Origin of the sequence: Cupriavidus cauae (genome assembly GCF_008632125.1) — a bacterium.
In the GTDB taxonomy this organism is placed as follows: domain Bacteria; phylum Pseudomonadota; class Gammaproteobacteria; order Burkholderiales; family Burkholderiaceae; genus Cupriavidus; species Cupriavidus cauae.
The window spans coordinates 19,406-31,740 of record NZ_VWRN01000010.1 but is presented as its reverse complement, the minus strand read 5'-3'; the positions used below and the strand labels follow the sequence as shown (position 1 = coordinate 31,740).

Sequence of the window (12,335 nt, the reverse complement as noted above, 5' to 3'; positions counted from 1 at the left end):
CACGCATCAACACCCGATTTTCGTAATCGATACGGAGCAGCAAGGCCAACGCGACGCAGTTCATCAGGATCCCCGAGCCGCCGTAGCTGACCATCGGCAGCGTCAGGCCCTTGGTCGGCAGCAGGCCCAGGTTCACGCCCATGTTGATGAAGGCCTGCCAGCCGATCCAGATGCCGATGCCCTTGGCGACCAGCCCGGCGAAGGTGCGGTCCAGCTGCAGCGCGGTGCGGCCGATCGAGAAGGCGCGGCGCACCAGCCAGTAGAACAGCACGATCGCGGTCAGCACGCCGATGAAGCCCAGCTCCTCGCCGATCACGGCCAGGATGAAGTCGGTATGCGCCTCGGGCAGGTAGTGCAGCTTCTCGATGCTGCCGCCCAGCCCCACCCCGGCCCATTCGCCGCGGCCGAAGGCGATCAGCGAATGCGTCAGCTGATAGGCCTTGCCCAGCGCGTATTCCTCGCGCCAGGGATCGAGATAGGCGAAGATCCGCTCGCGCCGCCACGGCGACACCGCGATCAGCAGCGCGAAGGTGCCCACCGCGATCGCCACCAGCGCGCCGAACAGCTTGCCGTTGACGCCGCCAAGGAACAGGATGCCCATCGCCACCGCGGCGATCACCAGGAAGGCGCCCATGTCGGGCTCGAGCAGCAGCAGCATGCCGACCACCGCCACCGCGACGCCCATCGGCAGGAAGCCCTTGCCCAGGCTCTGCATCCATTCCTGCTTGCGCACCGTGTAGTTGGCCGCGTACAGCACCACCGCCAGCTTCATCAGCTCGGACGGCTGGAAGTTCATCAGGCCCAGCGGAATCCAGCGGCGCGCGCCGTTGACGCCCTTGCCGATGAAGGGCACCAGCACCAGGATCAGCAGGATCAGCGCCAGCACGAACAGCTTGGGCGCATAGCGGTCCCAGTACTTGACCGGCACCTGGAAGGCCAGCAGCCCGACGCCGAGCCCGATCAGCAGCGAGAACGCATGGCGGATCAGGAAATGGCTCTCGCGGTAATTGGCGAAGCGCGGCGAATCGGGCAGCGCGATGGTCGCCGAATAGACCATCACCAGGCCGAGCGCCAGCAGCACGATCGCTACCCACAGCAGCGGCTGGTCGTACTCCATCATCCGCGAGCGGGTCGGCTTGACGCCGGACACCGCATCGCGCAGCCCTTCCCAGGCATTGCCGATGGTCGCGCCGACGATGGTGGCGCCGACGAAGCCGCTGCGCTTGGCCTGGCGCTCTGCCTGCATCTCGCTCATGGCATGATCCCCCGGGACAGCGCCAGTTCTTCCACCGCGGCGCGGAACACCTGCGCGCGATGCACGTAATTGCGGAACATGTCCAGGCTCGCGCAGGCCGGCGACAGCAGCACCACGTCACCCGCCTGGGCCTGTTCGGCGGCCAGCCGCACCGCCGCTTCCAGCGCGCCCTCGTTCGAGCCCGCGTCGAGCAGCGCAACGCCGGTGCCTTCCAGCGCCGCGCGCAGTTCGCCGGCGGCCTTGCCGATCAGCACCACCGCGCGCGCGTACTGCGCCACCGGCGCCGCCAGCGGCGAGAAATCCTGGCCCTTGCCCTCGCCACCGGCGATCAGCACCACGCGCTTGTCGAGCCCGGACAGCGCCGCGACGGTCGCGCCGACATTGGTGCCCTTGCTGTCGTCGAAGTACTCGACGTCGTCGATGGTGGCGATCCACTCGACCCGGTGCGGCTCGCCGCGGTACTCGCGCAGGCCGTGCAGCAGCGCGTTCAGCGGCAGATCGATGGCGCGGCACAGCGCCAGCGCCGCCATCGCGTTGGTGGCGTTGTGCATGCCGCGGATATGCAGCGCGTCGGCCGGCATCAGGCGCTTGTGCCGCACCGGCACCGGCGCGGCCTCCTCGCCCGCGGCGCTCTTGCGGCGGCGCGGCCTGGCCTCTTCAGTTTCGCCATCGGGCTCCGCCAGCACCAGCCAGGGCATGCCGCCCTCGCGCAGGATGCCGAAGCTGCCCGGCATTTCGGGCAGGTCGGTGCCGAAGGTCACCGGAGCGGTACCCGGGCGCGCCATCTCCATCGTCAGGCGGTCGTTGCGGTTGAGCACCTGCACGCATGGGGCACCGTCGGCACCGTCGGCCCCCACGGCCGGCGCCGGCCCGAAGATGCGCTGCTTGGCGGCCGCGTAGGCCTGCATGGTGCCGTGCCAGTCCAGATGGTCCTGCGTGACGTTGAGCACCGCGGCCGCATGCGGCGCCAGCGTATGCGTGGTCTCCAGCTGGAAGCTGGACAGCTCGAGCACCCAGACCTCGGGCAGCGTCGCCGAGGCGATGCAGGCCGACAGCTTGTCCAGCGCCGACGGGCTGATATTGCCGGCGACCGCGACGGTCTTGCCGGCGCGCTCGACCAGCCGGCCGGTCAGCGCGGTGGTGGTGGTCTTGCCGTTGGTGCCGGTGATCGCCAGCAGCTTCGGCGCGTAGCCGGCCTCCGCCTGCAGATGCGCCAGCGCGCGCGCGAACAGTTCGATCTCGCCCCACACCGGGATGCCGCGCTCGCGCGCCGCGTCCAGCAGCGCGCCGGTATCGGCCTCGGTGGGCGACAGGCCCGGGCTGATCGCGATCAGCCCGATGCCGTCGAGCAGCGCCGGCAGGGCGGACGCAAAGGCGGCGCCGCCGACGAATTCGGCCGAGGGCAGCTCGGCCTGCAGGAAGGCAAGATTGGCGGGCGCCGGACGCGTGTCGGCGACGCGCAGCGCGCAGCCATACCGGCCGCACCAGCGCGCCATCGCCAGGCCCGATTCACCGAGGCCCAGTACCAGCACATGAGGGGTCTGCAACTCGCCAAACACTTCGTTTCCTGCCCTTGATTTCCTGTCGTCGATTCAACTTGCCGGTCTGCGTTCCGCCTGTGCGCCTCAGCGCAGCTTGAGCGTCGACAGCCCGATCAGCACCAGCAGCAGCGTGATCACCCAGAAGCGGACCGTCACCTGCGTTTCCTTCCAGCCACTCAGCTCGAAATGGTGGTGCAGCGGCGCCATGCGGAACAGCCGCCGCCCTTCGCCATAACGGCGCTTGGTGAACTTGAACCAGGTGACCTGCAGCATCACCGACACCGTCTCGGCGACGAACACGCCGCCCATCACGAACAGCACGATCTCCTGGCGCACGATCACGGCAATGGTGCCGAGCGCCCCGCCCAGCGCCAGCGCGCCGACATCGCCCATGAACACCTGCGCCGGATGCGCGTTGAACCACAGGAAGGCCAGGCCCGCGCCGGCCATCGCCGAGCAGAAGATCAGCAGCTCGCCCGCCCCGGGGATATGCGGGAACAGCAGGTACTTGCTGTAGACCGCGTTGCCCATCACGTAGGCGAACACGCCGAGCGCGCTGCCGACCAGCACCACCGGCATGATCACCAGGCCGTCGAGGCCGTCGGTCAGGTTGACGGCGTTGCTCGAGCCGACGATCACGAAATAGGTCAGCACGATGAAGCCGGCCACGCCCAGCGGGTAGCTGACTTCCTTGAAGAAGGGCACCAGCAGGTTCGACTTGTAGGGCATGTCCAGCGACAGCCCGCCCTCGACCCAGCTCAGGAACAGCTCCCACACCTTGACGTTGCTGGCCTCGGAAATCGAGAAGGCCAGATAGACCGCGGCCACCAGCCCGATCAGCGTCTGCCAAAAATACTTCTCGCCGCTCGACATGCCGCGCGGGTCGCGATAGACGACCTTGCGGTAGTCGTCGACCCAGCCGATCGCGCCGTAGCCGAAGGTCACCAGCATCACCACCCAGACGAAGCGGTTGCCCCAGTCGCACCACAGCACCGTCGAGATGCCGATCGACAGCAGCACCAGCACGCCGCCCATGGTCGGCGTGCCGGACTTGACCAGATGGGTCTGCGGGCCGATGGTGCGCACCGCCTGGCCGATCTTCATCTCGGTCAGCTTGCGAATCACCCACGGACCGAGCGCGAGGCCGATCACCAGCGCCGTGAGGTTGGCCATCACGGCGCGGAAGGTCAGATAGTTGACGACCCGCAGGAAGCTGTAGTCATCTTGCAGCCATTGGGCCAGGGCCAATAACATCGTTCTTCGTTTTCCTGTCTGCTGCCGCCGCCCTCTCGTTCAGGGGCCTGGCGGCCAATTCCAATCAATCGTTAAGCTTCACTGCCGTTCAGTCTCAACCCTTGTTCGCCGGCCCCGCCGACTCAGCCGACCCGGCCGACGGCGTCACCAGCGCGTCGACCATGCGCTCCATCCGCATGAAGCGCGAGCCCTTGACCAGCACGGCGCTTGCCCGCGCGACGGTGCCGTCCGCATCGGCGGCCAGCGTCGTCGCCAGCGCGTCGGCGCCGGCAAAGTGCCGGGCGCCCTCGCCGAAGGCCTGCACCGCGTGCGGCGAGGCCTCGCCGGTGGCCCACAGCGTCTCGATGCCGCGCGCGCGCGCATAGGCGCCGATCTCGGCGTGGAACGCCGGTCCCTGATCGCCGACCTCGCCCATGTCGCCGATCACCAGCACGCGCGGCGGCGCAAAGCCGGCCAGCACGTCGATGGCGGCGCGCATCGAGTCGGGGTTGGCGTTGTAGGTGTCGTCGATCACCACGGTGCCGGCCGCGGCGCGCTTGACCTGGAGCCGGCCCTTGACCGGCGCGAAGCTGGCCAGGCCGCGCTGGATCGCCTCGACCTCGACGCCGGCGGCCAGCGCGCAGGCGATCGCCGCCAGCGCATTGCGCACGTTGTGCATGCCGAGCAGCGCCAGCCGGACCTCGAAGGCGCGGCCGGGCGCGCGTACCTGCAGCCGCTGCACGCCATCGTCGAGGCTGACGTCGGCGGTCACGTCGGCCTGGCTGGCCTCGCCGCCCTCGGCCAGGCCAAAGGTCAGCACCGGCCGGCCGCCGGCCGCGGCGCGCCAGATGCCGGCATGCGCGCCGCCGCTGGCCGCGTCGAGCGGAAACACCGCGGTGCCGCCGGCCGGCAGCGCGGCCAGGATGCTGGCGTGCTCGTGCGCGACGGCCTCGACGCTGACCATGAATTCCTGGTGCTCGCGCTGGGCGTTGGTGATCACCGCCACCGTGGGCTGCGCGATCGCCGCCAGCGTCGCGGTCTCGCCCGGATGGTTCATGCCGAGCTCGAGCACCGCCAGCCGATGGCTCGGACGCAGGCGCAGCACCGTCAGCGGCAGCCCGATGTCGTTGTTCAGGTTGCCGCCGGTGGCCAGGCGCTGCGCTTCGCCGACCGCCGCGACGAAGATCGCCGCGATCATTTCCTTGACCGTGGTCTTGCCGTTGCTGCCGGTCACCGCGACCGTCGGCAACGTGAACTGCGCGCGCCAGCCGGCGCCGAGCTGGCCCAGCGCGACGCGCGTATCGGGCGCCACGATCGCCGGCAAACCCGGCGCGGCGGCGCCGATGTCGCGCTCGACCAGCACCGCGGCGGCGCCTTTCGCAGCCACATCGGCAATGAAATCGTGCGCGTCGAAACGTTCGCCGCGCAGCGCGACGAACAGATCGCCGGGCTCGACGGTGCGGCTGTCGGTATGCACGCGGGTGAACCGCCGCGCGCCATCGCCTTCGATGCGTGCGCCGGCGATCCAGCCCGCGGCCTGCTGCAGGTCGGTCATCGTCTGTTCTGGTTTGGCCGTTGCCGTCATGCCGGTGCTCATGCTCGTACTCATGCCGATACTCCGCGCGCCGCCAGCGCCAGGCGCACATGCTCGCGATCGGAGAACGGCCGCTTGCGGCCCTGGATTTCCTGCGTGGCCTCGTGGCCCTTGCCGGCCACCAGCACCACGTCGTTCGCGCCGGCATGCTTGACCGCGTAGAGGATGGCCGCGGCGCGGTCCTCGATCTGGCGGCCGCGGCGGAAGTCCTGCATGCCGTCGGCGATCGCATCGAGAATCGCCTGCGGGTCCTCGCTGCGCGGGTTGTCGCTGGTCAGCACCACCTCGTCGGCCAGGCGCTCGGCCACCGCGCCCATCTGCGGTCGCTTGCCCGGATCGCGATCGCCGCCGCAGCCGAACACGCACCACAGCCGGCCCTGGCGCGCCGCGGCCACCGGACGCAGCCCGTCCAGCGTCTTCTCGAGCGCGTCGGGGGTATGCGCGTAGTCGACCACGGCCAGCGGCCCTTCGTGTCCGCCGAACAGCTCCATGCGGCCGTCGACCGGGCGCAGCGCGCGCAGCGCGGCCAGCGCCGCGTCCCAGGCGACGCCATTGGCCAGCGCCGCGCCGAGCACGGCCAGCAGATTGCTGACGTTGAATTCGCCGATCAGCGGCGTGGCGACCTCGGCGCTGCCGAAGCTGCTGTCGACCTTGAACACGGTGCCGGTCGGCGTGGCCTTCACGCCGGTGGCGCGCAGCCACGCCGCGCCGCCGCTGAAGCCGGTCGGGCCGGCGGGGCCGCCGATGCCGTATTCGATCACCTGCCGCGCCGCCATGCCGCCCGCCAGCAGGCGCCGGCCCATCGCGTCGTCGCGGTTGATCACCGCGGCCTGCAGCTTCGGCCAGTGGAACAGCAGCGTCTTGGCCGCCTCGTACTCGGCCATGCTGCCGTGGTAGTCGAGGTGGTCCTGGGTCAGGTTGGTCAGCACCGCGACCTGGAACGGCGTGCCGGCGACGCGGCCCTGCTCGAGGCCGTGCGAGGACACTTCCATCGCCACCGCGGCCGCGCCGGCGGCATGCAGCTCGGCCAGGCTGTCCTGCAGCTGCACCGCGTCGGGCGTGGTGAAGCCGGTGTGCTGCAGCGCGTCCGGAAAGCCGCTGCCGAGCGTGCCGATGGTCGCGCAGCGGGTACCGGTGGCCTGCAGCACGCGTGCGAGCCACTGGCTGCACGACGTCTTGCCGTTGGTGCCGGTGATGCCGGTGATCGCCAGCCCGCGCGCCGCGTTGCCGTACCAGGCGGCGGCGATCGGCCCGGCCAGCCGCTCCAGCCCTTCGATCGGCAGGTGCGGCACGGCATCGCCATGCGGCCACTCGTAGCCGCGGCTCTCGTAGACCACCGCCGCGGCGCCGCGCGCGAGCGCCTCGCCGATATAGGGGCGGCCGTCGGTCGACAGGCGCTGGTTGCCCAGCACATAGGCGAAGAAGACATCGCCCTGGCGCAGCCGGCGCGTGTCGCCGGTCAGGCGGGCGGTATGGCCCGACTGCTGGCCGGCGTGCTGGCGCAACCAGGCCGCTGCCTTGGCAGCGGCCTGTTCGAGGGCGGCGTGCTTGCTGCGAGCGGTCATCGGGTGGTGCTCCCGGTTCCGCGGGCGGACAGGGCTTCGGGCGGCGCATCGGGCAGGGTCTCGGGCACGCTCTCGGTGACCACCAGCTGCCGGATCGGCGAATCGGGCTGGACATTCAGCGCGCGCAGCGTGCCGCCGGTGATCGCGGCGAACACCGGGCCGGCGACGGCGCCGCCATAGTGGCTGCCCGAGGTCGGCTCGTCGACGCTGACGGCGACGATGATGCGCGGGTTCGACATCGGCGCCAGGCCGATGAACGAGGCGCGGTACTTGCTGCGGTCGTAGCCGCGGCCGACGTGCTTGTAGGCGGTGCCGGTCTTGCCGCCGACGCGGTAGCCCATGACCTGGGCCTGGGTCGCGGTGCCGCCGGGCGCCGTCACCATCTCCAGCATGCCGCGCACGTCGCGCGCGACCTGGGGCGAGATCACGCGCTCGCCGCTGGCCGGGCCGTCGGTGCGGAACATCGTGATCGGAATCAGCTCGCCGTCGTGGGCGAAGATCGTATAGGCGTGCGCCATCTGCATCAGCGACACCGACAGGCCGTAGCCGTACGACATGGTGGCCTGCTCGATCGGCCGCCAGCTCTTGTACGGGCGCACTCGGCCCGCGGCGGCGCCGGGGAAGCCGAGCTTGGGCGCCTGGCCCAGGCCCAGGCTGGTGAACATGTCCCACATTTCCTGCGGCTTCATCAGCATCGCCATCTTGATGGTGCCGATGTTGCTGGACTTCTGGATCACGCCGGCGACGGTCAGCGGACCGTAGTTGTGGGTGTCGGAGATGGTCGCGCGCTCGAAGGTGTAGCGGCCTTCGGTCTGGAACACCGTCGACGGCGTCACGCGCTTGAGCTGCAGCGCCAGCGCGGCGGTGATCGGCTTCATCATCGAGCCGGGCTCGAAGGTGTCGGTCAGCACGCGGTTGCGCAGCTGCTCGCCGGACAGGCGCGCGCGGTCGTTCGGGTTGTAGCTGGGCCAGTTGGCCAGCGCCAGCACCTCGCCGGTCTGCGCGTCGAGCACCACCGCGCTGGCGGCCTTGGCCTTGCTGCGCTCGGCCACCGCCTTGACCTCGTTGAAGGCCAGGTACTGGATCTTGGCGTCGATCGACAACTGCAGGTCCCGGCCGTCGCGCGGGCTGCGCAGCACGCCGATGTCCTCGACCACGCGGCCGAGCCGGTCCTTGATGACCTGGCGCGCGCCCGCCTTGCCGGCCAGCACGCCTTCGCGCGCCAGCTCCATGCCTTCCTGGCCGCGGTCCTCGACGTTGGTGAAGCCGACGATATGCGCCATCGCCTCCCCTTCCGGGTAGAAGCGCTTGTACTCGCCGCTCTGGTGCACGCCGTCGATTTTCAGCGCGGCGATCTTCTCGGCCACGTCGGGCAGCACCTGCCGCTTCAGGTAGACGAAGCTCTTGTCCTCGGTCAGCTTCTTGCGCAGGTCCTTCTCGGACATGTCGAGCAGCCTGGCGAGCTGGCGCAGCTTGCCGGCATCCAGGTTCGACGGCACGTCCTCGGGCACCGCCCAGATCGCCTTGACCGGCAGGCTGGTGGCCAGCACCAGGCCGTTGCGGTCGAGGATCTTGCCGCGCGTGGCCGGCAGCTCGAGCGTGCGCTGGAAGCGCTTCTTGCCCTCGGCCTCGTAGAACTGGTTGCCCGGGCCCTGGATCCACAGCGCGCGCACGGCCAGCGCGACGAAGGCCGTGAACATCAGGAACACCACCAGCTTGGAGCGCCACATCGGCAGGCGCAGGCCGAGCACCGGGCTGGCCGAGAACTGGCCGGAGCGCGGACGCGTGGCCGCGGGCCGCGCATTGCGCGGGCGGTGCAGGCTCGGGCGGGCCATCGTCATGGACGGTCCTCCGCGGCGTTACGCTGCTGCGTTTCGGCACCGTTGGCACCGTTGGCACCATTGGCACCATTGGCGCCATTGGCACCGGCGGCACCGTTGGCGCCCTCGCCTTCGGTGCGCGGCAGCACGATGCCCTGCAGGTATTGGGTACGGCCGGGGCTGACCGGCGACATCTTCAATTGCGCGCGGGCCGCGTCGGCGATGCGCGCGCTCTTGGACAGCGCGCTCTGCTGGTATTGCAGCCGCGACCAGTCGGTCTCAAGCTGGCGCTCCTCGGACTGCGCGCGCTCGAGCGCGACGAACAGCGTGCGCGCCTCGTGCTGGGCGCTGACGAGCGACAGCGCGCACAGAATCAGCGCGCCGAGCAGGAAGAAGGTCAGGCGGTTCATGCGCGCGCCCCACCCTCAGGCGCGGCGGGCGCCAGTTTTTCAGCGACGCGCATCACGGCCGAGCGCGCGCGGGGGTTGTCGGCGGTTTCCCGGGCACCGGGCTTGACGCGGCCGAGCAGCTTCATCGTGGGCTGGGGCAGGTCGGCCGCGCGCAGCGGCGCGCGCCGCAGCGCCGGATCGGCGTCCTGCTGCGGGCGTGCGTGCGCCTGCATGAACCGCTTGACGATGCGGTCCTCCAGCGAATGAAAGCTGATCACCACCAGCCGTCCCCCTACCTCGAGCAGATCGTAGGCCGCGCTCAGACCGCTTTCGAGGTCCGCAAGCTCTTGATTGATGAAAATCCGTAGAGCCTGAAAGGTGCGGGTCGCAGGGTCCTGACCCTTCTCGCGTGTCTTGACGGCTTTCGCCACGAGCGCGGCAAGGTCGGCAGTAGTGGCGAGGCGTCCGCCATCGCCGGGTTCGCTCCGGCGAGCAACAATCGCCTTTGCAATCTGTACAGCAAACCGTTCTTCCCCATAGTCTCGTATCACCCTCGCGATGTCCTGCTCGTCGGCCTGCGCCAGCCACTCGGCGGCGGTGATGCCGCGCGTGGTGTCCATGCGCATGTCGAGCGGGCCCTCGAACCGAAACGAAAACCCCCTCGCTGCGTCGTCGATCTGGGGCGAGCTGATCCCCAGGTCGAGCAGCACGCCCGCGACCTTCGCGCCGGCCAGGCGCTCGCCCATGGCGGCGAAGCTCGCGTGCTCAATAGAGAAGCGGGCATCCTTGATGGTGCCCGCTTCTGCGATTGCTGCCGGATCCTTGTCGAAGGCGACCAGTGCCCCTTCGGGTCCCAGCCGCGCCAGCACGGCCCGGCTGTGCCCTCCCCTGCCGAAGGTGCCGTCCACGTAGACGCCGTCGGGCCGCCACACGAGCGCATCGACGGCTTCGTCCAGCAGCACGGTGCGATGGCGCAGGGGGGTGGGCCCCGGCGTACGGGTCGGTTCCATAACCACTTCAGAAAGAGAAGTTCTTCAATGCTTCAGGCATGCCCTGGGCCATCGCCTGCTGTTCCTTGGCGGCGTAGGTCGCGGCATCCCAGACCTCGAAATGGCTGCCCATGCCGAGCAGCATCACTTCCTTGTCCAGCATGGCGGCGCTGCGCAGCTCCGGCGCGATCAGCACGCGCCCGGCGCTGTCCATTTCGACGTCGGCGGCATTGCCCAGAAAAATGCGCTTCCACCAGTGCGCGTCCATCGGCAACGCCGCAATCCGTGTGCGAAAGGTTTCCCATTCCGGCCGGGGAAAGAGCAGCAGGCATCCATCCGGGTGCTTGGTCAGCGTCACCCGGCCCTCGGCCTGTTGTTGCAGCGCTTCCCGGTGCCGCGTCGGAATCGACATCCGACCCTTGGCATCGAGGGAGAGCGCCGATGCTCCCTGAAACAAGTTCACCCCCGTCCCGCGCCTGCCTTCGGCGGCTTGGCGTGGCGTTGACTGGTCCGCTTCGGCTAGTGCACATCATCCCACACCGAAGCCCTTTCCTCACACAAAAATACACTTCCTCACACTATTCCCCACTTTAGAGGAAGCCTATTGGCCGGTCAAGGCTCGTCAACGGTGCCAAAAAGGCGTTTTTCGGAATCAGAACAAAGACTTAGCGCAGGGCGAGCGCGCACCAGGAAGGTGAATTCCTAATGAAATGAAGGTCTTAGGGGAGAAAGCCGAGAAACCACCTGAGAACTACGCGGGGAGAAGTCGCTGGCGCAAGGAAATACCGCGGTCCCGTGCCCGGCCAAAGGATACAACGATTCGATGCCGAGAGCCGCTGGGAAGAGCCCGCGGCGGGCGCCGGACGACGCGGTCCGGCGCGCCGTGCGGGTCGTGACGGGACCGTCGGCTCCGCGTCAGGCCCGCTTCAGATCCGCTTCAGATCCGCTTCAGATCCGCTTCAGATCCGCTTCAGTCCGCTTCAGATCCGCTTCAGTCCGCTTCAGATCCGCTTCAGTCCGCTTCAGATCCGCTTCAGTCCGCTTCAGATCCGCTTCAGTCCGCTTCAGATCCGGTAAGCCGTGGTGGTCATCACGCGCGAGGCCGCGCGCATCGCCGCCCGCACCGGGGCGGGCAGCGTGATCCCGCCCGCTTCGCGCGCGCTGGCGCCATGGCGGGCCTCGTCGTCGCGCATCTGCTCGAGGATCGCGCGCGAGCGCGCATCGGCGGGAGGCAGCTGCTCCAGATGGCCGGTCAGGTGCTGCTCGACCTGGCGCTCGGTCTCGGAAACGAAGCCCAGGCTCGCGCGATCGCCGGCGCGGCCGGCCAGCCAGCCGATGGCGAAGGCGCCGGCGTACCACAGCGGGTTCAGCAGGCTCGGCCGCGAGCCGAGCTCGCGCAGGCGCTCCGCGCACCAGCCGAGGTGATCCTCCTCCTCGCGCGCGGCGGCATCCATCTGCGCGCGCACCGCGCCATCGCGCGCGGTCAGCTTCTGGGCCTGGTACAGCGCCTGGGCGCAGACCTCCCCGACATGGTTGACCCGCATCAGCCCGGCGACATGCCGGCGCTCGCCGGCGTCCAGTTGCGTGTCGTCGTGCTCGCCCAGCGTCTCGGCCGGGCTGGGGCGCCCCGCACGGGTCGCGCCGGTGATGGCGCGCAGGGCGACGTCGAATTCGTGGATCAGCTTGTCCATGTCGGTACGGCGGTGGCGGCCGGCGTGACGGTGAAAGTGACGATGAGCCGCCTTGGGTCGGTTCGGGGATTTCCCGCATTGTACCGCCCCCGTTTCGGACCGCCCTCGCGGGGCGCCTTGCCAGTACTGGCCTGGGCTGGCGGGCCACTCCAAAACCCTGAGTTGTGAAAAGCCGACAATAGAACGACTGTGCGATTGTGCAAACAATGCCGTTTGTTACAGTACCCGACAACTTCTCGCGAAGTTGGGTGCGCAGAG

10 protein-coding genes are annotated in these 12,335 nt (G+C 69.3%); all 10 read right to left on the bottom strand.

All coding sequences use genetic code 11. The features are described 5' to 3' along the window. A partial coding sequence (gene ftsW, locus F1599_RS02215; protein ID WP_150082149.1) for a putative lipid II flippase FtsW occupies positions 1-1,255 on the bottom strand: 1,255 nt, incomplete at its 3' end. Further along, positions 1,252-2,814 carry a Mur ligase family protein gene (locus tag F1599_RS02210; RefSeq protein ID WP_150082105.1) on the bottom strand — a complete coding sequence of 521 codons (1,563 nt, stop codon included), beginning with the start codon at positions 2,812-2,814 and terminating at the stop codon, positions 1,252-1,254. The genes F1599_RS02210 and ftsW, both read right to left, overlap by 4 nt. A 66-nt stretch (positions 2,815-2,880) precedes the next feature. Beyond that, on the bottom strand, positions 2,881-4,050 hold the full coding sequence (gene mraY, locus F1599_RS02205; protein WP_023264842.1) for a phospho-N-acetylmuramoyl-pentapeptide-transferase: 1,170 nt from the start codon (positions 4,048-4,050) through the stop codon (positions 2,881-2,883). Positions 4,051-4,144: 94 nt separating this feature from the next. Then, positions 4,145-5,584, bottom strand: a complete 1,440-nt coding sequence (locus F1599_RS02200) for a UDP-N-acetylmuramoyl-tripeptide--D-alanyl-D-alanine ligase (protein WP_150082148.1) — start codon at positions 5,582-5,584, stop codon at positions 4,145-4,147. Between the two features lie 50 nt (positions 5,585-5,634). Beyond that, on the bottom strand, positions 5,635-7,188 hold the full coding sequence (locus F1599_RS02195; protein WP_150082103.1) for a UDP-N-acetylmuramoyl-L-alanyl-D-glutamate--2,6-diaminopimelate ligase: 1,554 nt from the start codon (positions 7,186-7,188) through the stop codon (positions 5,635-5,637). Next, on the bottom strand, positions 7,185-9,029 hold the full coding sequence (locus F1599_RS02190; protein WP_150082101.1) for a peptidoglycan D,D-transpeptidase FtsI family protein: 1,845 nt from the start codon (positions 9,027-9,029) through the stop codon (positions 7,185-7,187). Before F1599_RS02190 ends, F1599_RS02195 begins: the two co-directional genes overlap by 4 nt. Further along, complete coding sequence (ftsL, locus tag F1599_RS02185) at positions 9,026-9,418, bottom strand: cell division protein FtsL (RefSeq protein ID WP_150082099.1); 393 nt, start codon at positions 9,416-9,418, stop codon at positions 9,026-9,028. The genes F1599_RS02190 and ftsL overlap by 4 nt, the downstream gene beginning before the upstream one ends. After that, positions 9,415-10,407 carry a 16S rRNA (cytosine(1402)-N(4))-methyltransferase RsmH gene (rsmH, locus tag F1599_RS02180; RefSeq protein ID WP_150082097.1) on the bottom strand — a complete coding sequence of 331 codons (993 nt, stop codon included), beginning with the start codon at positions 10,405-10,407 and terminating at the stop codon, positions 9,415-9,417. Before rsmH ends, ftsL begins: the two co-directional genes overlap by 4 nt. Before the next feature lie 7 nt (positions 10,408-10,414). Continuing rightward, entirely contained in the window at positions 10,415-10,843 is a 429-nt protein-coding gene (mraZ, locus tag F1599_RS02175; protein WP_006577764.1) for a division/cell wall cluster transcriptional repressor MraZ, read from the bottom strand. 607 nt (positions 10,844-11,450) lie between these two features. Next, on the bottom strand, positions 11,451-12,077 hold the full coding sequence (coq7, locus tag F1599_RS02170; RefSeq protein WP_149316561.1) for a 2-polyprenyl-3-methyl-6-methoxy-1,4-benzoquinone monooxygenase: 627 nt from the start codon (positions 12,075-12,077) through the stop codon (positions 11,451-11,453). Between the last annotated feature and the right edge of the window lie 258 nt (positions 12,078-12,335).

Bases quoted from the DNA above. Each gene is read 5' to 3' on its own strand.
- F1599_RS02190 (WP_150082101.1), bottom strand. From the start codon at position 9,029: ATGACGATGGCCCGCCCGAGCCTGCACCGCCCGCGCAATGCGCGGCCC.
- F1599_RS02200 (WP_150082148.1), bottom strand. From the start codon at position 5,584: ATGACCGACCTGCAGCAGGCCGCGGGCTGGATCGCCGGCGCACGCATC.
- coq7 (WP_149316561.1), bottom strand. From the start codon at position 12,077: ATGGACAAGCTGATCCACGAATTCGACGTCGCCCTGCGCGCCATCACC.
- mraY (WP_023264842.1), bottom strand. From the start codon at position 4,050: ATGTTATTGGCCCTGGCCCAATGGCTGCAAGATGACTACAGCTTCCTG.
- F1599_RS02195 (WP_150082103.1), bottom strand. From the start codon at position 7,188: ATGACCGCTCGCAGCAAGCACGCCGCCCTCGAACAGGCCGCTGCCAAG.
- rsmH (WP_150082097.1), bottom strand. From the start codon at position 10,407: ATGGAACCGACCCGTACGCCGGGGCCCACCCCCCTGCGCCATCGCACC.
- ftsL (WP_150082099.1), bottom strand. From the start codon at position 9,418: ATGAACCGCCTGACCTTCTTCCTGCTCGGCGCGCTGATTCTGTGCGCG.